Annotated in this window: 18 protein-coding genes; 2 read left to right on the top strand and 16 right to left on the bottom strand. The window is 34.1% G+C overall.

Features of this window, described 5'->3' with window-relative positions; all coding sequences use genetic code 11:
• Positions 1-43: 43 nt before the first annotated feature.
• The 9 genes from mobL to AC3B7A_RS09055 all read right to left on the bottom strand — a co-directional run bounded on the left by mobL (position 44) and on the right by AC3B7A_RS09055 (position 12215).
• Positions 44-2461 carry a relaxase MobL gene (gene mobL, locus AC3B7A_RS09095; protein WP_489756610.1) on the bottom strand — a complete coding sequence of 806 codons (2418 nt, stop codon included), beginning with the start codon at positions 2459-2461 and terminating at the stop codon, positions 44-46.
• Positions 2462-2476: 15 nt separating this feature from the next.
• Positions 2477-3229 carry a hypothetical protein gene (locus tag AC3B7A_RS09090; RefSeq protein WP_489756609.1) on the bottom strand — a complete coding sequence of 251 codons (753 nt, stop codon included), beginning with the start codon at positions 3227-3229 and terminating at the stop codon, positions 2477-2479.
• A gap of 555 nt (positions 3230-3784) precedes the next feature.
• Complete coding sequence (locus AC3B7A_RS09085; protein ID WP_489756608.1) at positions 3785-5056, bottom strand: hypothetical protein; 1272 nt, start codon at positions 5054-5056, stop codon at positions 3785-3787.
• 21 nt (positions 5057-5077) lie between these two features.
• The gene (locus tag AC3B7A_RS09080) at positions 5078-7177 is read right to left on the bottom strand and encodes an AAA family ATPase (protein WP_489756607.1); all 2100 of its coding nucleotides are present in this window, start codon (positions 7175-7177) and stop codon (positions 5078-5080) included.
• Positions 7168-9261 (bottom strand): DNA topoisomerase, encoded by a 2094-nt coding sequence (locus tag AC3B7A_RS09075; RefSeq protein WP_489756606.1) that lies wholly within the window; start codon positions 9259-9261, stop codon positions 7168-7170. Before AC3B7A_RS09075 ends, AC3B7A_RS09080 begins: the two co-directional genes overlap by 10 nt.
• Positions 9262-9281: 20 nt before the next feature.
• A complete protein-coding gene (locus tag AC3B7A_RS09070; protein ID WP_489756605.1) occupies positions 9282-9980 on the bottom strand; it encodes a hypothetical protein in 699 nt (232 codons plus the stop codon).
• Positions 9980-10327, bottom strand: coding sequence for a hypothetical protein (locus AC3B7A_RS09065; RefSeq protein ID WP_489756604.1), 348 nt, complete (start codon positions 10325-10327; stop codon positions 9980-9982). Before AC3B7A_RS09065 ends, AC3B7A_RS09070 begins: the two co-directional genes overlap by 1 nt.
• Positions 10328-10467: 140 nt before the next feature.
• Entirely contained in the window at positions 10468-10914 is a 447-nt protein-coding gene (locus AC3B7A_RS09060; protein ID WP_489756603.1) for a hypothetical protein, read from the bottom strand.
• 26 nt (positions 10915-10940) lie between these two features.
• Complete coding sequence (locus tag AC3B7A_RS09055) at positions 10941-12215, bottom strand: Alp7A family actin-like protein (RefSeq protein WP_489756602.1); 1275 nt, start codon at positions 12213-12215, stop codon at positions 10941-10943.
• A 293-nt stretch (positions 12216-12508) separates the two neighbouring features.
• Between AC3B7A_RS09055 and AC3B7A_RS09050 the strand changes: the two genes are divergently transcribed.
• Complete coding sequence (locus AC3B7A_RS09050) at positions 12509-12877, top strand: HU family DNA-binding protein (protein WP_489756601.1); 369 nt, start codon at positions 12509-12511, stop codon at positions 12875-12877.
• Between the two features lie 8 nt (positions 12878-12885).
• Here AC3B7A_RS09050 and AC3B7A_RS09045 read toward each other — a convergent pair whose 3' ends face one another.
• From AC3B7A_RS09045 to AC3B7A_RS09030, 4 genes are all read right to left on the bottom strand, one after another.
• Positions 12886-13653, bottom strand: coding sequence for a class A sortase (locus tag AC3B7A_RS09045; protein ID WP_489756600.1), 768 nt, complete (start codon positions 13651-13653; stop codon positions 12886-12888).
• 123 nt (positions 13654-13776) lie between these two features.
• On the bottom strand, positions 13777-14364 hold the full coding sequence (locus AC3B7A_RS09040) for a site-specific integrase (protein WP_489756599.1): 588 nt from the start codon (positions 14362-14364) through the stop codon (positions 13777-13779).
• 1324 nt (positions 14365-15688) lie between these two features.
• A complete protein-coding gene (locus tag AC3B7A_RS09035; protein ID WP_489756598.1) occupies positions 15689-15781 on the bottom strand; it encodes a putative holin-like toxin in 93 nt (30 codons plus the stop codon).
• Positions 15782-16251: 470 nt separating this feature from the next.
• Positions 16252-16716, bottom strand: a complete 465-nt coding sequence (locus AC3B7A_RS09030) for a hypothetical protein (protein ID WP_489756597.1) — start codon at positions 16714-16716, stop codon at positions 16252-16254.
• 330 nt (positions 16717-17046) lie between these two features.
• Between AC3B7A_RS09030 and AC3B7A_RS09025 the strand changes: the two genes are divergently transcribed.
• Complete coding sequence (locus tag AC3B7A_RS09025; protein ID WP_489756596.1) at positions 17047-18234, top strand: CAP domain-containing protein; 1188 nt, start codon at positions 17047-17049, stop codon at positions 18232-18234.
• Between the two features lie 716 nt (positions 18235-18950).
• Here the strand turns inward: AC3B7A_RS09025 and AC3B7A_RS09020 are convergent.
• The 3 genes from AC3B7A_RS09020 to AC3B7A_RS09010 form a co-directional block, all read right to left on the bottom strand.
• Positions 18951-19043 (bottom strand): putative holin-like toxin, encoded by a 93-nt coding sequence (locus AC3B7A_RS09020; RefSeq protein ID WP_489756592.1) that lies wholly within the window; start codon positions 19041-19043, stop codon positions 18951-18953.
• Positions 19044-19417: 374 nt separating this feature from the next.
• A complete protein-coding gene (locus AC3B7A_RS09015; RefSeq protein WP_489756595.1) occupies positions 19418-19522 on the bottom strand; it encodes a type I toxin-antitoxin system Fst family toxin in 105 nt (34 codons plus the stop codon).
• Positions 19523-19611: 89 nt separating this feature from the next.
• Complete coding sequence (locus AC3B7A_RS09010; RefSeq protein WP_489756594.1) at positions 19612-24771, bottom strand: VaFE repeat-containing surface-anchored protein; 5160 nt, start codon at positions 24769-24771, stop codon at positions 19612-19614.
• Positions 24772-24788: the final 17 nt, after the last annotated feature.

The raw sequence follows: 24788 nt of genomic DNA, 5'->3' as shown, positions 1-24788 counted from the left end.
GCTCCTTCATACTTAATAATAATAATCTAAATAATTTTTCATTTCATTCAAAAATAGATAGATTGTTAAATCCATTATTGGTTTCAGAAATTTTTTCGAAATTGTTTTTCCGATTTGCTGATAAAGCTTCTTGATTAATGATTGTTATATTAGCTCGGTTCATTTTCTCAGCACTGTTGTAGTCAATAGATTTTTCAATAGATTTTAATTCTCTTTGATTAGCAAAAGAAGTGTACATATCTTCCTGTGTGGTAATAGGTAGTTCATTAGTTTTCGTGATTTCTTGTTCCAATGAAACTTGCCAATTGAGTTGATTGATGACCTCATCTATTTGTTGATGTGGTTGATTTGTATTTATTGAAAATTCCTTTGCAGCTATGGCGGTCATTAATCTGTCACGATTAGACCGACTAAATTCTGATAGTGCTGTATTACCCACCTGTCGATTTTTTAAATGGCTAAAGTCAAATAAAACGTCATGCAAATCAACGCCCTTAACAGCTTCAAAATCATGCTTGCCAATGTCTAAAGAGTTCAAATCGGGTACATCAACAAATCCGTTTGAATTAATAGCTGTATTAAAATCAACTACTTCACTTGCCCTCAAGTATCCCTTATTCCAAGCCTCAAAAGTATACTTAGATAAATTCTTTAAGTAATCTCTATAAATATCCTTGTTTTGAGTAGAATCAAATTTATGTTCCTGTTTTTGCAAGTTTTGAATACTAGTGCCCAAGTTTTCATATTTCTGCTTCTCAGAGCCCAAAGCGTTTAAAAACAAAAACTGATTATGGGACAAGGGCTTACCCTTTTGAATTAATTTCAACTTTTGACGCATTGTTTGACCGTCTGAGTCAACAGATATGCCCAAAACATTTTTAAGTTCTGGATCTGACAGTAATTCATTAACTTTTTCATTTATGGACTTTGCGCCGGCAGCATTTAAATGATTGTTTTGTAAATAGGCTTTATAAGCAATTTCTCCCTGCTTATAAATATCAAGATAGCTTTTTTCTACCTGTCTACGCTTTTTTATGTCATCATCGTTTAGAGTAAACTTTCGGTATTTATCAGTAGCTTTCATGTTATAAAGCTGCTCTTGCCAATAAAAATTTCTAACAGCGATAGATTCAGGACTAACATTATTAGCATTTGCTTGATGATCATAATAATTTTTAGCACTGGCATAAATAGCAGCTTCGTTTTGATGTAAAACTCTTCTTTTGTGATAAGAAGAAAGTCTAAATGAAAGCATGACCGCATTGTCTACTGAATTGTCACTGGATTTTCCTTGCTTTTCACTTTTTAAGGCTTCATAAATAAGATGTTTAGTATCCAACATGTCATTAGCACGTTGAATCAAGTATGGTGTCTGTACTGTTAGGTCTTTATTAGATACATTAATCTTGAGTTGATCAAATATACGACTCATTATTGATTTTTTGAAAGAAAGCAGTTGTTCATTTGATAAAGGTTCTTTCAATTTTGAATAACCGATCGCATCATCATGAGTCATAATTAAGTCATTTAGATACAAACTCATCAGCTGTTTTGGTTTACGCATAATAGCCTGATTATTATTCATACTCCACAATGAACGATTCTTAGGCAAACTAGCTATCAGTTCCTGTAAGTGTACATTGGATTGTCGCTGAGACATAGATAAATAGTCAGTGTGACTAATCATTAGTTGTTTTGAATAATCTGGCTGATTCGACAATACCTTTAAGTTCTTATTTTCTAATAAACTATAATTTATGGCTCGTCGCATCTTATTCTTGCTAATTGATGATATTTTACCTTTTTCTTCATTTAAGTCTTTGTCGTAATGAAAAGACTCTTTTACTGAATATCTAGGATTTTCTGTTAATGCCACATGACAATGAACGTGATTAGTATCCACTTGAACTGCGGCACTCCACAAAGGGTCTTTAAAAGTTCCTTTGGTCATTTTCTTTAAGCCATGATTAATAGATAGCCTTAGCTTTAATTCATCAATTTTGTTTCTGAAAGACCCTTTACCTTTAAATACAAAATTATCATCAACAACACCTACTTTTTTTAAGTAATCTTTTGTAAAGGAAACAACCATTTTTAAAACTGTATGACCTTTATCAAAAGCCTTCTGAATTAAATTAGCCTGTTGAATGGCGGTTTTTGAAGTATAAGAAATTCCTAAATTACCAAAACTACTACCGGTTTGATTTAATTCTTTAAGCTGCTCATGTAACTGACTTCTAGTTTGATTTTTACTAATTGCTTGCTTTGTTACCTTTTCGGCTCGTATGTAATCATCTTGCATTAACGTTAAATTATGTTCATAATCTGTAGGTTTAAGAGTTTCTACGGCCGTATTTCTTTCCATGTAATCGACAACAAATTTTCCTGGCGAGTCACCTAAAAGTCTATGATTTTGATTAATAAATTGAGAGCTAATTAAAATATCGTGTTTTAATCCCATAAATACAACTCCGTTTTAGTTGAATAATTGATCTTTATCAATCACAACGGTGTTGGTTTTGGGTAAATCCGCTTGATTACTGATATGAACCGTACTTAAATCAGCTAGTTCATTATTGGCATCTGGATCCCCAACAATCTGAGTTTTGGGCAATACTTGAGATAAACTTAAATCTTTGGGAATTACTTGTACTTGATGGGTAGTCAGATAGTCTAATGATTGATTCAGAATACCTATAAAATCTTTATTTGAACTTAAATCAATAGTAGCTTCTGTGTTTGAAGTCAAATAAACATCATAAGAACTATTCAAATATTCAACCTTTTTACCAATAACATTGATATTTGTAGATACACTGCTTATTTTTTTATTAAAAATGTTTTGATTTAGCCCTTTTTCAAAAGCATCTGGATACTGATTTATTCCTGCATCAATAGCTTTTTTGGTTTGATTATCTGTAAATAAGTAGCTCATTAGCTCATTAATCCTATTGCCTTTAGTAGGTGATGTATTAATAACATACTTAGTATCCGTGTCCAAATCACTTGCTGATGTTAATTGACCATACATATTTAACTTAGCCTTAGGTAGACCTACAACACCATTTCTAGATGATTTTACCCAATCCAGCTTAACCTCTTTAATAGTAAAATTAGACAACATATTTTTACTGATTTTTTTTTCTAAGCCAGAAGAATCAGTTGTTATCAAAAAAAAGTTGTTTGTATCATCAAAATTACGTCCATCAAACGTATATTTAATTTTCACGTTACTACTTACCTCCAAAATCCCAGTTATTGTCTATCTTAGATTGATAATCGTACTTACGTTCGTCATTAGTATTCTTAATCTCTTGTTTCTTTGAGGTTGCTTTCGAAGGAAAAACTTTTTGATATCTCAATTCTCCGCTGCTTTTACTAAAATTTATTTGATCCAGTTTCATAATTACATTCCTTTAACTCAAAACAGCCATTAAACAATCCTTAAACAAAAGAATTAAAAATAATGTATTAATAACGGTAATAGTAAGCGCTACGAGCACAACATTTTTAGAATATTTTTTATGATTTTTTGTTAATTCAATTACGTCTAAAAGGGATCCCACAATAAAACCAAGTAACACAAAATTAATAATCCAAACTGATTGTTTAAACGTTATTTTCTTGATAAAAAGAATCATCATCAAATAAACAATCAAACTTAAGGTCATAAGTACAACTGAAAGTTTTAAAATGTTACTAGTCTTTTTACTCTTATAATGTCCAACACTTCTTAATTGTTGTAATTTACTAGTAAGTGTTTTAAACATAGCTACCTACCTTTTTAGAAGTCTAATCCACCATCATTACCGCCAAGTTCACCCCAGTCTGGTTCTTCCGGTTCTGAATAATAAGGAGCATCATCATCTGTTGGAACAGGAACGTCATATATATTAGGAGTATCTGAATCAAGACTATTGGATGTTAAATTTGAAGGGTTATTATACTTATTATCATTTGAATATGTATCGGAACTTTTAATTTCCTTATTATATCCAGAAGATAAAGATATGTCGTTTGTTGTTTTTGATATCTTTGCTTCGCGGTTTAGCCGTTTTTCTTTAACAGGATCAAATGTATTTTCAGTAGAGTACATTTTTTTGGGGTTTACGATATTCACCCTATTTGCTCCATAGTCCGGTTGTCCATCGCCGGGCATAATACTAGCATCAATTGCTAAACCATCATCAATATCGAAATCAGGCTTTTTAGCATTAGGATTATTGGAATCTTTATGGGCAGCTGCCATTTGGTTGTATGCTTGTTCATTTAATGGTTGTTTATGATTTAACTGTAAAATCTTGTTGAAATTTTTTTTGGAAAATATTTGTGAATGATATTTTTTGTCACCCGCTAACTCCGTTGTAACAAAAGCACCAGCATACTTACGTCTAGGATCAATATCTCTTCTGTTCCTCAAAACTACGGAAACAAAAGCCGAATAAGGTTTGTCATACTTATTTAAACCGTTACGTCTTGCAACATAAGCACTCTGAACATACAAATGTCCTAAATCTGTATCAACTACACTTTGTCTATCTTTAGAATGTGCTTTTTTAAATTCTCGAGCATGATTATGCGCCTTTTTTTCCGTTAAAAAATCAAATGGTTCCCCAGGAGAAATCACCTTAGGATTAAAATAGTATGTACCGGAAGATTTTTTTGAAGGCAACTTTTGCTTATCAATAGCAATATTACTATTGAATGCAATATTATCCCTAGATGTAATCAAAGGCTTGCGTTTATTTTCTGCATGATGAAGACCATTAATATCCATTTCAGTCTTTCCATTCACATTTAAGATTTTATTAAATGTATCAACTGATACTATTTGAGTGTGAAAGGGTTGCTCATTTTTATCTAGTGATCCATCTTTTAATTCATAGTTGGCCAAATATCCGCCAGCAAAAGGAGCTTTAGGATCCAAATCTGCTCTTTTTCTCACTTTCATGGAAATAAAATCTTTTCCCTTGTAATTGTTTGCGAATGCTGATTCTACATATAAAGGAACGTTGGTACCTGCCATAGTTTGAGAATTAATTTGTGAATTAGCCATTTTATTATCTTCCTCCTATTATTAATTCATTGACTGAGCATTCTGCTCCATATTCTTGATAGCAATGCGAATATCATCTTCTGTTAGTTCTTTTAAAACATCAGCCGAAATGCTAGATAAATCGTCAAAATTAGTTGCTAATCGTACACTTTGAGCTTTTGTAATGGCGTCTACATAATTTCTAATAAGTCGACCATTTCCACCACCAGCGCCATACTTGGGTACTAGTTCTTTAACGCCTTGAACTGCTAGTTGATGTGCTTGCTTATTTGTGAAAGATACCCCCCCTCTGGTATTTTGACATTGATAATCAAAAATTTGAATCATTTCTGATAATGAATAATCATCGAACATAACCCAGTTAGAAAAACGACTTTTAAGCCCCTCGTTGCCACGTCTAAAGAAATCTTGCATATCGGTGGTATATCCTGCCATAATGACTATCAACTCATTACGGTGATCTTCCATTTGTTTAATCAGTGTGGCAACTGCTTCATCTTTGAATGAATCGTTGTTTCCGCCACGTCCTGGAGCTAAAGCGTATGCCTCATCAATTAACAGGACTCCACCCATGGCTTTATTAATTTCTGTCATGGCTTTATCACGAGTTTGACCAACATAGCCTGCTACCAAATCTAGCCCCTGAATATCGCTGAATTTGTGTTGTGGCAATACCCCGTTTTCATACAACGCCTGAGCCACAATCCTTGCCACAGTGGTTTTGCCAGTACCTGCTGATCCTGCAAATACCATGTGATTAGATGCCGCACTATTATTAGAAATACCTTTTTGCTCCAAAGCCTTATTCATTTTTGCAGTCGCCACAATTTGTTTAACCTGTTCTTTGGCAGACTTTAAACCAATCATCTTGTCAAGTTTGGCCAAAGCGCCAAAGCTACCATCTCCCACACTAATTTGTTGTTGTTTATCCGACCCTTTTTTAAAAAGCAAACTACTACTTTGGCCACGACTACTAATCGTGGTATCTTTCAAGATCCATTGACCTGATTTATCAATAGTATTTTCCAAAACTATTGATCCACTAATAGTGGAATTTTTTAAAAGTAATAATGGAATAGTAATATTTTTAAAAGTAACATTTGCTTGGTTATTGCTAATTAATTGCAACTGATAAACAGAATTAACTTCTGCATTAGATAAGGACGGAGCTACATGCAGTTTGATAATGCTAATATCAGATTTATGTGTATTGGATTGATAGTTATAGAACGTTAATGCGGTTACTTGAAGTGGTTTTTTGAGCTGAGCTTTAGCATCCTTATCAGAAACAGTTTCACCAAAAATTTGCGTTGCAATAAATTTTTTATGTAAATCATGGACAGTAGCCTGTTTATCAACATTTGGATAATTAAGAATTGAAATATTCTTAATTATAATACGACCGGCTAACATCAATCTCCCATAGGAACTAATATTATTTAGTTTTGAATCTCCAGCAGTACCTTTGCTATCCAGGGACACAATATTACTATTAGACACGTTACTGTCTTCAATTAATAGATTTGGCGACTGAATAGTTGTCCGTTTTAGGGCTAAGTTTCCAATAATTGAATCTTTTATTGTTAATCCTTGACAGGGGATACTACTATAATCAATCTTTGAATTATTAATTTCTAAAATGGCCTTGGATATTACTGTTCCAGAATCAGAGTTAATAGGACTAACCATCAAAGATGGATAATTATATTTGGAATAATCATCAGAGTGTTTAATGCAAACATTATCCAGCGTTAAAGTACCATGGAAATTAGCTGCTACTGTGAGTCCATTGGTTTGCTCGGGGACAATAATTGTTAAATCTTTAATAATCACATCAGATCTATCGTCCAACACAATACCACGAGTACCTTTAGCAATTTCTATGGTTGTAGAATCAATTCCATCTCCCTGTATAACAGCTGAACAGTTAATGCTAATCATTTTGCTTAAACTATTTTTATGACGATTAACGTAGATATGGTCACCTGCATGAAGACCTGTGACTTCATCAAATTGTTTAAAAAACATTCCTTTTTTCTTTAACCACTTCAGACCACCAATTTGGACATCAGACATTAGTTTTAACCTCCTAATTAAATAAATTACAATGATTATATCCATTCCCATGAAGTCGAATGAAACCAAACACCCTTGTGTCCTTTGTAAGTATCAGGCTGTAAAGATCCAGTTACTTGAACATATTTACCGCTTTTTTTAGACTTCATTTTAAAGCTAATAGATTTACCACTAATTAATGCATGTATCTCATCATCACTAAATTCATGATTAGACCATTTCTTATTAATAGATATTTCTTTTCCCCTAAAAATCCCATTAAATCTTTTTATTTTCTTCTTAGGAATCTTTTTATTAGAGGATTTGGGCAAAGGAATTTCTTTTAAAACGTCTGTAACGTTCGATTTCATGACTTTTAAATCATGAATAACAGTATTATCAGCTGAATTTAATATTTGTTTAGGGGTCATTTTAAACTTACCTACTTGATCCATGGCATCGAAAAGTGTCTTGGTTATCTCAGTTGAGCCAATCCATGTGTTTTTAGCCATTAATGCTGACATCTTACCTGTATCAGAAAGGCTTAAAATAGATCCTGGTTTCTGTTCGATCAAAAGCGGAGACTTACCTGAACTCATGGTAGATAGAACTGCTGCTCGTGTAGCACCAGTACCAACTGACTGATTCTCCAAAAATGTGCTTATGCTAGAAATACTCGGCTTGGAAGGTTTGGAATTAAATCCTTTAAATACAATGGCTTGGGCACTATCGCCAAAATAATTACTGTTCTTAGATTCGTCAATACAGTCATCAGAATTCAAAATCAACTTATAATTCAGCTGTTGAGGAATATTAATCTTACTAGTATATCCTGGCAAATCTTTTAAATATCCACTCACAGACTGATAAATATAATTTTCTCCAAAACAAGTTAAGAACGATTTAGCTGTTACTGAATAGATGTATCCAGCACCTTTGCCAAGTTTTTGATCCAAATCTGATAAAGATCCTGGAACTACTTCGCCAGGCCGATTAGCACCGTGAGTGACACCCTTGTCAACCACATGAGTCTTGATTCTAGGATTTCGATGAGTTAGTAAATTAGGATCAACATTAACTACCCTTGCAATATCATTTACGTAAGGTAGCAAACTTTTAAATTGCTCTAAGGTTACCGTTCTATCTTCAGTACGCGGATAAGATAGGTAATGTTTTTCGTAAAGTTTTTGATAAAGTTCCACAAATTGCTTTGCGTTGATAGAAGAATGTTTAGTAACATAGGCTTGTAGTTTACCCAAATCCATAAATTTAGGTGGTACCGTTTGCTTTATTTTTGAATTACATATGATTTTTTGATTATCTTTAGCAATGTTTTGATAATATTTAAGTTCCCTTTCAGCAACATCTTTGGATTCATGTCTAATCTTAGAAGTATCGATGCCTTTTTTTATAGTTCGTTTAAACAAATGTCCCTTATGATCATCAAACCTAATTTCAAAAAATTGTGTTCTACTATAGCTTTTAATATCTGCCCATTGTTTATTGACTTTGTTTAAAATTACCGACTTTAATCTACCCTGATTAACTACATGTAGGTCATAACCTTGCTGTTTTAAAATACTAGTTGAGTATCTTGTCAGCTGCATTGAAATATAATCCCACTTAGAACGACTATCAGCTTTGATTAAGTCACCATCTTTTTGTTGATTGGAAACGTCGACCAAACCTTTTTTAAAAGCATTTTGAATAGAGACAGGACTTTCATCGTCAAAATACAGTCGATAAACTTTTTTGTTCCATTTTATGTAATTTAAAATTTCCCACGCTAATAATTCACCTTCGCCAGAAGGATCATCATCCGTGGCAATAATGACATTATCAGCCAAAGATGATGCCTTTTTTATGTCTTTTAAAAGGTATCTAGTTTTAGGCAACGGAACACGTTTCCAATGAAAATCACTGCTGTGCCACGGTAAATATTTAGGATCCCAACTTTTATATTTAGTTTTTAGATTAGAATTAACCATTTGGTCCGGTTCTTCAAATGCTAATAAGTGTCCCTGAGCTCGAACTAGTTGATATGTATTTCCCTGAACAGATCCATATTGAAGAATACCTGAAGCTCCACCTAAAGCGACACTAAAGTTATCAAAGGCAGACTTTTTTTCACATAGAATTAAATAGTCCATAAAATCTTATCCTTTCTTATTTAACGTTTATGCTTAGAACGTTGATTTCTAATTTTTTCATTATTACGCTCTACTAATTCCTTGCCTAATTGTTCTAAAGCATCACTACTTTTGAGAACAAAATCTTCACTTAAGAAACCTTTAATCTCATCAATTTCTTCAGGATAGCGGTTAACAAATCCCATTCTATCCAACAGCAAGTAACTAATAGTATTTAAAATTCCACGATCCATAGTTTGGTTTTGATTAAAAATAGTATGTTGATTGTTGTAAACGCGTTGATTGGTATTCTGAAGTTTATTAATAGTGTTAAACATTTGCTCCAACAATTCTCTGTCATTCAAGTGTTTTAAATTGCTACTATCTTTCGTAGAACGAAAATAATCCAAGAGCTTATGCAAACCGCCATGTTGACTGTCAAACAAGTCAACTAGAATATTCTGTTCTTCAGGACTCGTATTTAAAATTAACAAAAAAATAAGAAATTTCCTATAAGAAACATGCTGGTTAGTCTTCAAACCGGCATTATTACTCCATTTTTCTTCAACCAAATCTAAGAGATCTTTTGGTATGCGAACAACCACTTCGTGGGCAGCCTCTTGAAGAGAATACTCACCATGATTATATTTAATCAATTTTTTTAACGGTGTAGACTTAAAAATATCATTTTTAGAGCTAGAATTGGCTCTATCAACAATATCTTCTAGAGTTAGAGTCACTATTCTAATCTCCCTTCTTGCTGATCATCATCTGAATCTTGCAGATAATTAGAATCAAAGGCGGCATCAATAATTGTGTTAAACCCCTTAACATTTAGTTTTCGTAAGGACTTTATTATTTCAAGTGTTTTTAATTGCAAATCTAACATTTGATTCAAGCGCTGGTTTAATGCAGTAGGTATGTCGTAATCTGAGTTAATCCAATTTATGTAATGTTCGAAAGATTCAATCATCCATTCATTGATAGATACGTCATCTTTAGCAGCAAAATGTTTAATTTGATCTAACAATTTTTCATCCAAACGAACACTGAAACGCTTCAAATTTTGAACAGAACTATTACTCAAAACATCACTTCCTCGTTTGTTCAATTATAGCATCATTTTTTATTTTTTTCGATTTATATTGCAATTATATAGTAATTATTTTTCACAATCAAAAAAAGATAAGCACAAAAACAGTTGCTTATCCTTTAATAAAAAATATTTTACATGTTATCTCTATAATCTTTTCTTTTCCTAGTATTTGTGGATGTATTGAATAAATCATTAGGAATATCAGGTATATCCGAATTTTGAGATACTATATTTGAACTACCGTTTGAAACTTCTGATTGAATCTGATTATTTTTTGTGTCTTTATTTTTTGATGAGTCTAACTTATCAGTGACAGTATTAGATACTGTTTTTTTGGGTCTTCCTCTCTTTTTTTTGCCAAAAATATTAGCAGGAGTATCCTTGGCCAAAGAGGTCATCAAATCTTCCGTTCCATAGTAATTAACTGCCTGTCTTATTAAAAATTTAACTGCAATTGTGATAGAATCTTGATTATCAATCCAGTCAATTATATCTCCATTTACTGCATTTCCTTTAGAATCAGCAAATGGAATTCGAATATAAATTCTTCTAGTTCGCTCATCCTGCTCTTTTCCCAAAGCTATTCTTCCTTTCTGTTTCTGAATTAATCAAAATTATTTTGCATTATTAATTGAAGACCAGCCTCATTTAAATATTGAGCATATGGAGTTCCAATAAATATTACCGGTAATTCCATCTGACCATTAAAACCTTTCGCTTTTTCAACAATTTTAGGTCTTAAATACTTTTTCAAAGGTATCGACCCCCCGCCATATACATAAATAATATCAATCATAGAGCTATTGCTCCTTAAAACTTTAGACATTGCAGCAACTATTTGATCAGCAAATCTATCTAATTGCGCATCAACAGATTTTTGAGCAAACTTTTGTCTAGACATTTTCAAAGGATTAGTCTCAGAACTCAAAAATGAGTTTAGTTCAGCCCGTGATTGAAAATTCATTTGCTTGGCTTGTAAACCATCCATGGCGGCTTCTAAAGCATTGCCATATCCGAGATTTAATGATGTTGATGCTGTTTCATTAACCTTTCCATCAGTGAAAACAGCTAAATCAGTAGTTCCTTCACCAATATCTATTCCTAAGGTATTTTCCATAGCAATTAAGTCTTTAGCAGAAATATTACCAAATTTTTCTTTATAATTTTTGTCAAAATCAACTTTGATTTCTTTTGATAAACCCTCTGGTGCAGATAGAATTTGATACTGCGCTGCTTCCCCTTCCAAGGCAACGATTAAATTATTTGGTTCAAAATGAATAGTAACAGTAATTAACTGCTCAAAATTGTGAAAAATCACAACATGATCATGTTTCAAATAAGCTTCACTGTACTTTTCTACCATTTGATTTTGCTTACCTTCAAGTGGTGGTAGCGCTGTAACCATATTAGCGTTTATATTTATCTGCTCTGGCAACTTTTTATTAGAATCAAAATACTGCTTAATGCCCTGAGCTGCTATTAAACTCAAAGTCAGTCTCAAAGAATTAATATCCTGTGCTTTTCCGTTTAAATCATTAACATCAAATGTAGTTAAGTCTAAATGTGATCGAATAGCGTTATTTCCCACTAAGAATCTGTCAGTACTTTTAACACTTGGACTTTGAACTGAGACATCTAAGTGATCAAAAAAATTACTCATATAAACTTCCAATTCTGCTTCTGAATCAAAGTGAATTGGATCAAACATATCTTGTTCTCTTTCAACAGCCAAAACTGATGGCATCACAATTTGCTTGACAGCTTGAAACTTTTCATCTTTACTGTCACTTTTTGACATCGCCATCGCTTTGATAAAACCGTAACCTAAATCATTGACTAAATATACGTCCTCTAAATATACGTCCTCTTTATCAGTCATAAAAATCATCCTCCAAAAATTATATTAAACAATTTTATTGTTGCATAAAAGATTGCTATTTGCAATCTTTTTTTGCATAATATACGTCTGAGGAGTAAAATAAAAGTTGAATATTTTCCATATGTTTTGTAAAATAATCATTGAAATATACGTTAACTAAAGTAGACAAATGTTATTATTAAAAGTTAATCGAATATTAATATGACCGAAATTTTAAATGTTAACCAGTTAAATACATGCAGTAAACATTAAAGCGAATTTTTCTAATTCTAAAAATCATGAAGGAGTTAAAAATGAAAAAATACAATAAAAAAAACGTAGTCAATACAACAGAGTTTATTGAAGCACTATCTAAGTTTAATGGTACCAATTATCAAGAAGCCGAACAACAATTAAATTCCATATTTGAGCTTATTAAAAAAATGCTTAAGGAAGAAAAAATTGTTCACATAATCAAATTTGGAGACTTTCGAATTTCTAGCCGTCCTTCCAGAACATATTTCGATCTAATTGAGAATAAGCCTAAGATAACGGGGGCAAGAAAAGTAATACGCTTTCAACCGTCAAGAAAGTTTCGTGATGACTTAATTAAGTATTTTAAAATTAAAGATATAGAAACCCAGATTACTAAATTAGCTCAAAAAAAAGAAAATACGTTTTAAGGTTAATGTTAATTAATCTTTAATCCACGAACCATTAACCTATGGCCTTTATCGGTTGGACCCCCTGGTTTCGGATTGTAGCAACAGATTAGAGTTAATCCTGCCTTTCCGTTAGGAATATCTGAATCAAGAATATGATACGTATCGTAGACACCGATCATTGTCTTTTGTGTTATTTTATAAGTCGCAGTTTGTGTTGAACTGCTGATCTTAATTAGTTGGCCAACTTTTGCTAGTCTTAAATTAGCAAACAGATAGTAATCCCGGGTATATCCAAAATCATTATGCCCAGCCAGAGCATAATTACCCATACCTATTTTTTGGCCAGGTTTTAATGTTCCCGCTCCCACAGATAAAACATCATTGGAAACTCCCGCATTAATAACGGTACGTAATTTTATATCAGGAATACTTATAACAGCTAAGTTTGGATATTTTTTAATACCTGTACTGGCTTTTTTTATTGCGCTGTAATCCAGAGGCTTTACGCTGTTAAATACATAATTATTACTACTTTTGGAAGAATTGCTATTACCATTATATGTATCGCTATTGTTTTTATTAAGGTATGTATTACCTCTTTTTATCTTCCACCTGGGGTTTGGTTTCGGCTTTATAACTTTAGAGCTATTGGCCAACCTATCACGATAAACATCTTCTTGATGTTTAGAAACTTGAGTTAATCCACAAAACAAAATTAACAACGTAGATCCAATTATTAAGCACCAAGAAATCAGCCTGTGGTCATACCAAAAATCTATTAATCTATACACCATAATTAAGACTCCTTTTTTAGTTTGAATGCAAACTCATCATAACATACAAAAAGGCTAAGCTGATGCTCAGTCTTTAGGCTTAAATATTCAATTATTTTTCAGTTTCTACCTATTATATAGATCTCATCCAAAATCAATACCATCTAATGCTTTTTCTGTACTTTCACGGTCAAACCCTAAATATATCAAAGTCATTCTTTCACTCGAGTGATTTAGCAATTTCATCACCAGGCCAACATTATAGTTAGACTGCACATAAACACGATAAGCACCCGTCTTTCGCATCGTGTGTGTTCCCAAATAATCAATATCCAATAGGTCACCAACTCTGGCCATAATTTTGTAAAATTGATTTTCGGTTATATGTCTATCATTATGAGTAGTTGAGGGAAACAACCATTCTGAGTGAATATCATTATCATCTAGCCAATTTTTATAATTTAACAAATCTTTGGCCACGGGTTTTAAATACAAAACATTTCGTTTACCAGTTTTTTTATCTCTAATATAAGCATTCTTTTCAATTTTTCCGTCCGGCGAAAATACATCAGCATATTTTAAACGCATTACATCACTCACTCTTAAAAGAGTAGCTTTTCCAACTTGAAAAATTGTATAGTTTCTTCTGCCTGCTTTAAAAAAATGTAGTAGAGTGTCTTGAACTTCATCCAAAACTTTTTGATCCTTGATCGGCAAAACTTTGTTTTCCATTTCACATTATCGTCCAATTTACTTAATTTTGAGTCAAAAATAGCCTCTAAAAGTATTATATAAGTCATAAAATTGGGCGTCAATCGTTTAGACAAAATAGTTTGTTGGTTTAGAAACATTCTTGAGGGTGGATTATATAATAATCAACCCTAGCAAAAAATAATGTTTTTCATTAGAAATTATTTATAGAAAAAAATCTATCAAATAACTAATTAATACTTTTAATCAATTTAAAAATCACTCTCAGAGGTCAAGTTCATTGATTAAACGGATAGTTGTCCGTTTAATGACCTCTGAGAGCGAATTTTAAACAAATCATATATCCACCAGATATTTCCACAGTTCATTTTCTATTAATAAGAATACAATCAAGAGAAACGTTAATTGCAAACATTACTAGAAACAGTATTTCTAAGGAAATTCCAAGAGGAGATCTTAGAACACCACTGGCAACAAAGAAAGACGTCATTCCTGCATAGCATAAAGCATCTTCCCACCAACCAAAGATTTTTGATAGCATATAATCAGATTTTAAAATGAGATCCAATTCAGACAAAACTGAGGAAATCAAGAAAAAAGCAGAACAACATATATAATATACAATTGGTGTTTTCAAATAAAAATAATAGATAAGTATTAATAAACTAAATATGAACATTAACGGATTGTAAATTGCATTTAATATCTTGTTAAACTTGTTTTCCATACTAAACAGTACTCCACTTACCAGCCTTTATTTGTTTTTGAGCTTTTGGTCCAAATGGTGATTCCAACACTTTCAATGATTGGTGTTCTTGTGCATGTTTTTTCATCCTACGCAGCTTTCTTTTGACTGCAGATCTTTTTTTCTTTCTTCTCACTTTATATTACATCCCCCAAATACTTTATATGATATATTTAGCAGCGATTTATCCATGTTTACCATGGTCTAATTTTTTATTTAGCATAACATTATCGTTGCTGCAAATTATTTATATTCTATAAAAAAGTTCAAAATTTTGCTTTATCAACAAAACTTTAAACTTTTTTACGTTTATCTTATCAAGGAAAAGAAGGAAAAGAATACGGTTTAATATTGCCGCAAATTCATTATATACTTGTTAGTGACAAAAATCATGTTTTTTTAATAATAAATCGAAAAAAGATTGTGAACTAGTTTTTGTTATTACCAAATCATGTGTAATGTGTTATTATAATATTGAAAAAGGATCAGTGCTTCCAACACCGATCCTTTAGTAAAGTTGCTAAGACGGCGACTATTAAATTTTAACTAAATTCAATAATCGCTAGCCCTGCATTGGCTAAGGCGATTATTTTTTTTGTATCAACGATCATTATGCTTATCAATATATGATAACAACGCTATGATAAACATACCGAATGTTAGCATTAATTGAAGAGCGTCTGATACTGACACCTTGCTAATCCTTTCTGTAGGATCTGGTTTTACAGTTTTTACACCATAAGCACCACTCCCTTTCCAGGAATAGCCACCGCCTTAGCATTTGCTTTACTGTTTCTATTATAACATAAAAATGCTTATAAATCCTTGTGTATCAACGGTTTTAGTGATTTTTAATTTAAAAAATATAACTTCTTATTAGCAACATTATATGTAATGTGTTATCATTGATATTGAAAAAGGATCAGTGCTTGAACACCGATCCTTTAGTAAAGTTGCCAAAGCGGTGACTATTCAAAATTTTAAATCCACTTTAAATAGCTATCTGGCCTGGCTCGGCTAAGGACAGCTATTTTTTTTGTATCAACGATCATTATGCTTATCAATATATGATAACAACGCTATGGACAGCTCACTTCTTAGTGATGATCGTTTGCACAACAATTCAGCAAACAATTGGCTTGCTATAGCTAAAACCCTAAAGGCTAATTTCTACACAATAATACAGTTTGCTTATCTGAAGTTAAAAAGGAAACTATACCTTCATTTTTAAGTATTTGATTTAGTAATTTTCCTTTAGTTTCTTCAGAATTAATATGTTCTCCAGTTTCCTCCAAGATTAAATCATCTGCATCTTGGTAAAGGTAAATATCATCAATTTGACTAAGTAATTCGTCCAATTCAGAAAAATGTAACGTCTCCAAAGCTCTCTTCTGATCAGCAATACTCAGAACTCCAAGTGAACTGATATTCGCAATCACATCGACCGCTCTAGGTATTAATTTTAGCCCATAATTTTCTAAGCCATTCTGAATAACTACATCAGGTAAATTGGAATCATTCTCAATTACTTTGAATGATTTTAAATCCACATCCTTTCCTATTTTGGATATGCTCTCAGAATCAAGCAAATTTATTTTAAGATTTTCATTTTCGAAAACAATTTTCATAATTTCTCCTAAATTGAATAGGATCTTTAAATTGTCCTGAATATAGTGTACACTGTCATTTTAGCATATTTTATAAAAAAAAAAACAACCGTTTAATCAACGATTGCTTTTTTTACTATATAATCAGGACAGAACCTACAAATTCAGTGTATCACAAATATTTTTAAATGCCAATACAATTAGTTTTCTTTAAACAGCTGAAAAATAAATTAAAGATTGATATACTTATATCGTTGAAGGGCATTCAACCCCATCATGCAAAAGAAAACCACTTTTGCCAAAGCTACCGTGTACCAAAGAACCAAAATTATTGAGAGGAAGTATTACTTCATGAAAAGCAATAAGTTTTACTCACTATCAGCTGCTGCGTTATTAGCTCTAGCCGTTGGTGGAAGCGCACACAACCAAAAAGTCAACGCTGCAACTTACAACTATCCCGTTGCAACAGCTACCCAAAAGCCAAATTCACAGCTTTATGATTCAAAGGGTACTGCAACAGGTAAAGTAGTTCCAGCTAATTCTGATTGGCGTGTTAGCGATATGCAAACGATCAATGGCCAAAAAATGTACAAAATTGCTCCTAACACTTGGCTTCCTAGCTCTGAAAGCTATAACAACTTTGCCCCAACAACCTACAATTACCATGTTGTCCGAGCGTTAAGTTTCAAATCTAAGTACATTTCGCTCTTTGACAAGAACTTTAATTTGGTAGAAGCTCGTTTAGTTCCTAATTTCTCTGACTGGAAAGTTGGTAAAGTCAAAACTGTTAATGGCACAACCTACTATCAAATTTCAGCTAATGACTGGATCAGCTCTAAGGACTGTGTAGCTAACTTCTCTGTAAATGGAACTAACAATACTAACTCCAGTTCCAGCAACTCCAATAGTAATTCAACTCCTGACTACTCTACTAAGCCTGAAGATGCCAATGGTTTACACTGGTATTGGGACTCAGATGTAGGTAAATGGTTGTCCCAAGTAGGCAATTCGACTTCCAATAGTTCCAGTTCCTCTAATTCGGGTCAAAACTACTCATTCGACGCTCAAGCTACCCAACAGGCAATGATTAAAGAGTTAAATCGTTTACGCACCATGAACGGCTTAAATCCACTTCAAGAGAACTCTGAGCTTTCTAGCTTCTCAATGGCCAGAGCACAACGTTTGGCTGATGCCGGTCAATTAGATGATCACGAAGGATCTTATTCTTCACAAAATCCAGATTTGTTTGCAGGAGAAAATTTAGGTGAACAGCCTATAGAATCTACTGCAGAACAAGATTCGACTACAGCTATCAGTGGTTTTTTCCATGATTATGGAGTACCTGGAGCTGGTCATAGACAAAATATGTTAAATCCATATTTCACTCAAATTGGTATAGGAGTAGCAAAAAGTAAAAATGGATATATTTATATAGTTCAAACTTTTTATACACCAAGTTCACAAATAGATAACTATAATTATAATGATATAATAAGTTATTTAAATTCACCAACACCAACTGGTGTTTACGACCATTAAAATTAACCTTGCAAGAATCCCTTGCAAGGTTTTTATTTGCCAAAAACAAAAAAGACCTTGATTTTTAGTCAGAGTCTTTTTGAGGTTTGTCTATTGCTAAATCTTTAAAACACGTTCAGTATAGCATAGTTTCAATTTATGTGTTATCATTGATATTGAAAAAGGATCAGCGCGTAAACACCGATCCTTTAGTAAAGTTGCCAAGATGGCGACTATTCAATTTTTAATTAAAGTTTTATAATCGCTAGCCTTGCGCGGCTAAGGCGATTATTTTTTTGCCTTGTTTTTCAACTTGACAATTTCTACAACCGTACGTACTCCGTTAACGAAACTGTTAACAAAGTAAGCAATGGCTAGTAGTTTCAATTGGCTAACCCTTTCTCTAGGATCTGGGTTCACGGTTTTTACACCATAAGCACCACTCCCTTTCCAGGAATAGCCACCGCCTTAGCATTTGCTTTACTGTTTCTATTATAACATAAAAACACTTATAGATCCTTGTGTATCAACGATTTTAGTGATTTTTAATTTTAAAAATATAACTTCTTATTGCCTAAATTATATGTAATGTGTTATCATTGATATTGAAAAAGGATCAGTGCTTGAACACCGATCCTTTAGTAAAGTTGCCAAAGCGGTAACTATTCAAATTTTTTGATTATATAATTCAAATAGCTATCTAGCCAGGCACGGCTAAGGACAGCTATTTTTTTGTATCAACGATCATTATGCTGATCAATATATGATAACAACGCTATGATAAACATACCGAATGTTAGCATTAATTGAAGAGCGTCTGATACTGACACCTTGCTAATCCTTTCTTTAGGATCTGGTTTTACAGTTTTTACACCATAAGCACCACTCCCTTTCCAGGAATAGCCACCGCCTTAGCATTTGCTTTACTGTTTCTATTATATCATAAAAATGCTTATAAATCCTTGTGCGTCAAAGGTTTTAATGACTTTTGATTTAAAAAACTGCAACTTCTTATTACTAAAATTCGATATTTTAAAACATATGACTGTATCCTCAATTTACTTTTTTGATCATGATTTTGACCATCATTTCATTAATCATGTTATAATAATTGTGCGAGATGTTAGGAATCTTAGCATACAAACACAAAAGCCACTCCTATTTACGGTAGGAATGGCTTTTTTTGTGTGGTTGTAATGACAACTCATTTTCGTTTATTATGTTTGCTGTGCAACCATTCAGCAATCATTTGATTCACCGTACCAACAATAATTGGCGCAACGATCAATGTTAGGAATTCTTTAAACATACAAGCCCCCCCTTTCGGGGCGAGCTGCCATATTTGATTATATCATTCAAAAAGGATCAGTACTGTAACATACTGATCCTTTTTGAATTTTAAAACAAGTGTTTCATCTTATCTAAAAGCTTATAGAACAAGTTATAAATTCGGTTATGACTCAACTTAGAACTACCACCTGTTTGAGCATATTCTACCCCAGATCCTGTTCCAGGATTGGAAGATCCTTGGCCGCCTGATGTTTGATCAGTAGATGTCCCTGTTTGTGGTGTAGCAGAATCGCCTGCTGAACCTTGACCATCAGATCCTGACCCGGGATTAGTTGCATTGGTTAAAGGAATATTGCTATTCTGGCTACCACCACTTCCACCTTGGCCACCAGGACTGTGGCTATCTTGACCTTGAGAGTTAGGAATACTGATATTATTGATATTGGTATTGCTACCATTGCTCTGTTGTTGATTTTGTTTTTGCTGTTGCTTCTGTTTCTGCTTTTGTTTGTTGTGGTTGACGATATTTGGTTTTTCACAATTACCATTATCATTCGAACCACTACCTTTATGCGTAATCGTAATGGTCTGATCCTTATCACCAATTTCTTTATGCTCGGCTACAATATCCTTGCCGTTTTCAGCAGTTTCAAAAGCAGTCCAACTAGCTTTATCACCATCAGCTAAACTTTCTAAACTGTTGGCCAAAGTTTTCATTGGAATATCGTATGGCTTAGTATCTTGGCTTTCTTGGTCATTGGCTGTGCCATTAGGACTGTTAACTCCACTAGATTGAGAAGTATCTTCCGAAACATTAGCTGTATCAATCATGGTTCCATCGGAATTTAACATCTTGGCCACATATTTGTAGGACGGCTCCCGATTGAACAGGTTGAAATTAACATTAATTGAACCCTCTGATTGAGTAGGATTAAATGTGGTCCGTCCGTACATATATTGACCATTTAAAAGAACTGGACGTTTAGTACCAGAATCCATTTCAACAGCTGATAAATTGATGTTTTCATTTGGTGCAAAATCTTTATATTCAACTTCATCAACAATTGGCTGCTTGTCATTTTTGCCATTGCCATCAATTACATAATTCTTCTTGTTAGCAATTGTTTGCATTGTTTGAATTTGAGGATTAGTCACTCTAACTTGCTGGTTAGTATTGTTGACATCAATTTCTGAAGTAATGACATTCGAGTTATGATTGCCAGAATTATCCGGATTTACCATATCTTCAACGGCTACCATTCTTTGGCCACGTAAACTGGTAGTATCGATATCGTATTTGGAACCATTAATATCAACTTTGGAATCGTCAATCTTGGGATCCTGAGCTTGAATTAAATTGCTATTCATGCGATCATTGGCTTTTTTAGTTCCTGATAAATCGGCGGTGTAATGTGGTGTCGTATTGGCACCCACATTGGCATCAGCATCATTTTTGCCAGCAGCATCAGCGTCTTCTTTTGCTAACTGATCATTGATTTTTTGAACTAAGGTGTCATATCGCTCAGTAATCGTCTGCTTGTCAGTTTTGAGCATCGGATCTTTGGCATCTTGAACAGCTTTATCTAGCGAATCGTGATCTAAATTTCGGTAGTCAGCAATCTGATCTAGATTTTTTACAGCTGCTTTAATATCAGAATCTGAATCTGAACTAGTAATCTGAGAGTAAATCCAAAGACCGTTATCTTTAGAATCTGAACCCATAGCCTTACTTAACTGATCCATTACTTTACCATATTCGTTCAAAACGTCAGCTTTTGAGCTATCCGACATTGGATTGCCGCTAATACTTAAAGACTTATCTAGGGCACTGGTGTCAATCGAATATTTAGTTGTGAAATATTTTTCAATAAATTCAATATTCTGATGAATTTGATCGTCAGTACTATTTTTATCCAATTTTACTAATAATTTAGCAGTTCCTTTACCATCAGTGTGGTTGATGTTGGCTGTATCCTTATCACCATCGGTAGCCGATGGGTTTTCTGTTGGAATCCCAGTTTGACTCTTGTCTTTATTTTTTTCAGCTTTGATTGAATCAGCTGTAGCTGTAACTTTTTGAAGTGGGACAGTTACTTCACCTTTGGCAGCAGCCGGATAAAATTTGGTCTTCCCCATCAAGTTCCAAGCTTTTTCTTTGTTTTTGCCTTCAAAAATCACGATGGAATTTCCAGTAGAAGGGTCGACCATTAAAGCGTCCATATCAACCGGATGACCCACTGCCACATTTTCGTAACTGACTTTGTCAGCCAAGTGCGATTTAGAACCTGGATTAGACGTGTGGTGGTCGTTTAAAAGAGCTTCCGTATGCAGAATTGGTTTAGTAACTGTTACCGTTTGACCTTGGTCATTTACATCAGCATGTGATGCCATTGGCTGGTCGGGATTCTCCCACAAATCTTCAAATAACGTCATATTTTGGCCAGCAATTGAAGTGGTGTCGATCATGTACGGATTTTTCAAATCTGAACCCGTAGCATCAGCAGCTGCTGTTTCGGGTGTTTTGTAAATCTTTTCCACTTTTTGAGCTTTCAAGCCATTCATTTTTTGACGAACAGCTGGCTTTTCAATATTAACGTCAGTGACATCACCAGTGTTATCTGTCCCCGAACCAGTGGTTGGCGAACCACTGTTCCCATTAGTAGTAGCTGCAGTAGCATTAACCATTTCTAGTGGCACATCTTGAACAGTTGAAGAAGCCGTTGGTGTAAATTCAACCTTGCCCATTAACCAATACTTCTTACCATCTTTACTTAACGTAATTGCCTTAGATTTCTCATTAGAAGCAATAGCTCCTAGCTCTAATGGTTGATTAGGTGCCACATCATCAACTTTAACTCGGTCCTTTAAGCTAGAAGTCTTGGACGGATTAGAAGAATGGTCACCATCGATTAAAGCAGCGGTATGCAAAACTGGCGTGGTTACCCGAATAGTCTCGTCCGTATCACTAATGTCGTAATGTTCTCCCAAGTGATCGGAATCTTCATCCGCCGGTGCAACATCGTAAAAAACAGTTAAGTTTTTACCCTGATTATCCACGGTCGAAAATTCCGGAAAATCAGTAGAGATATTTTGACTTACGCCTGTAGCTGTAAAGGTCTTAGTAGTCGTAACTGCTTTATTTGTTGCTGGATTGGCGTACGGAACAGTTTCTCCCGTCTTAGGATCTTTGGTCATCACTTTCAAATGAGCAATATACCGATGGCCCTTGACCAAATTAGACACATTAGCCCAATCATTAATTTTAGTCTTGGAATATGGATTAGTAACTTTGTTGCCGTTTGGAATTTTACCGTCAGTTCTAGATGTACCATCAGGATCAGCTGTAGCCACGGTATTAATTACTGGTTTTTGAACATGCAATGTTTGGTTAGCATCATTAGTCGAATCTTCAGTAGCCAGTAAGTCTCCGTCGTGAGTCGGCACTTGATCATTGGCCACTCGGTAAATATCAGCTTTGGCGTAAATATTCTTGCCTTGCAAACCGTGTAAATCGACTTGCGGATACTTCAATGTAACTTTAAAGTAGCCTCGATCATGTCCCTTATCCGGGGCAGGATCCTTAGCAGTAAATGTTTGAGACTCTTGAGCAATAGAACCATCTTTCAACTTCAAAGGTTGATTAGTGGACCGGTCGTAAAGTGTATCAACTAATTTGTAAGAATGGTGCTGATCCAAGTTATCGCAGAGAATCTCATCTTGCAAATCCTCATATTTAGCATCAACCAGTCGGGAACCATGTGTCCCTGTAGCATCATTTTCCTGCTCAGTGGCAAAGGATCTCAAAATTGGCTTATCTTTGATTTCCGTATTTTTGAAATTAACCGTTGGGTAACTAGCATTCTCAATCTCATCATCGCTCAAAGTAACGTGCTGATCATTCATATTCAGGTCGTGGTCAACATCCGAGTTAATCTCGCGGATGATGTAATTGCCGTGCGGCAACTTATCAAAGGTGATGTTCCCATCTTTGTCAGTCTTGCCTTCTTGAACAACCTTACCCGTATCCTCGTCAATCAGGTCAAACACGTTGCCAGCTAAGGACTCATTTGCCTCACCGGCTTTGTGCAATTTAATCGAACCGAGAGTCATTTGGATTTTAATAGGTGGCGATGGAGGTGTTTGCGGCTTGTAAAGGCTTGATTTCCCCGTATTTTGAACCACAGTATTTTGCTTGTTATCAGAGTTTACATAGCCATTAGCTCTTAACCACCCATTGGTTGCAGATTTAATAGTAATATTAAACCCTTGCTCACGTTCAGCCTTAGTTGCCGATGCTGGAATAGTGACCGTGTAAGGTACGTCCATTTGGCAAACGTCTCCTGGTCGAACCGTTCGATTGCCCTGTTGAACAACCATTCCTTTTGGACCTGTAATGGTGTCAAAAACTGAATCAACAGCTTTGTATCCATTAGTAATGGAAGGTTTAAATTTGTAAACTATATTCCCGTCAGGATCAATAGCACCTTGATTTTGAGGATCTGATGTAGTGGTCCAATAACCATTATTATCGTGACCAGTGGAGCTTCCACTGGATCCCGAAGTAATATTAGTTGGAATTTCCGGTGCTTCAGAGTCAACTTGAATAGTTGGCTTTTGCTGCGAACGAGTATCGTGTTGCGCTTGATCTAAAATAGTTTCAGCAGCTGCTTTAACTTTTTGCCGTTCGAATAGTTGCGAGGGCTTTCCCATACCCAAAGTATTGGAATCCGTGTAGTCGACATCAGACAGGTTAAAATTGGTATTATGTGACTGATCCCAAATTGCTTCCTGGGTAGCTGCTAAACCTTCAGCCATATTATCCAAACCTAACATTTCCAATGATTTAAATGGATAGCCGTTGACCAATACGTGGTACATATTATCTCCAGTATCCTGCTTCTCCGTCGTGTAAGTGGTCGAATCCGGTGTTAGCTTATTGTAATCAAGACACCACGCAATACGGTGATCCGCATTAAAAGTCGTGTGAACTAAAGGTTCGCCATACATGGACCCGTAAACAGGAAACTCATTCATTGGTATGCTAACGTTATATTTTCCTGTACCAAAACCTGATGGCAATTCATCTGTTGAATCAGTCCAAACGTCTGGAATATTGTAGACATAATCGTCCCCCGTATTTGTAGCCAAGTTGTAATCCGAATTATCTGCTTGAACATTAGAAAGATTTGAAAACGGGATTACACCTAGAACAACAGTTGACGCCAAAGCCGAATGGACTAATTTATTTTTAATTTTATGATTTTTCAAAATTCAATCTCCTTTGA

It is taken from the genome of Bombilactobacillus sp. ESL1202, assembly GCF_058107125.1.
Note: the sequence above shows the minus strand (reverse complement) of the source record. Positions and strands in the feature narration are given on the sequence as shown.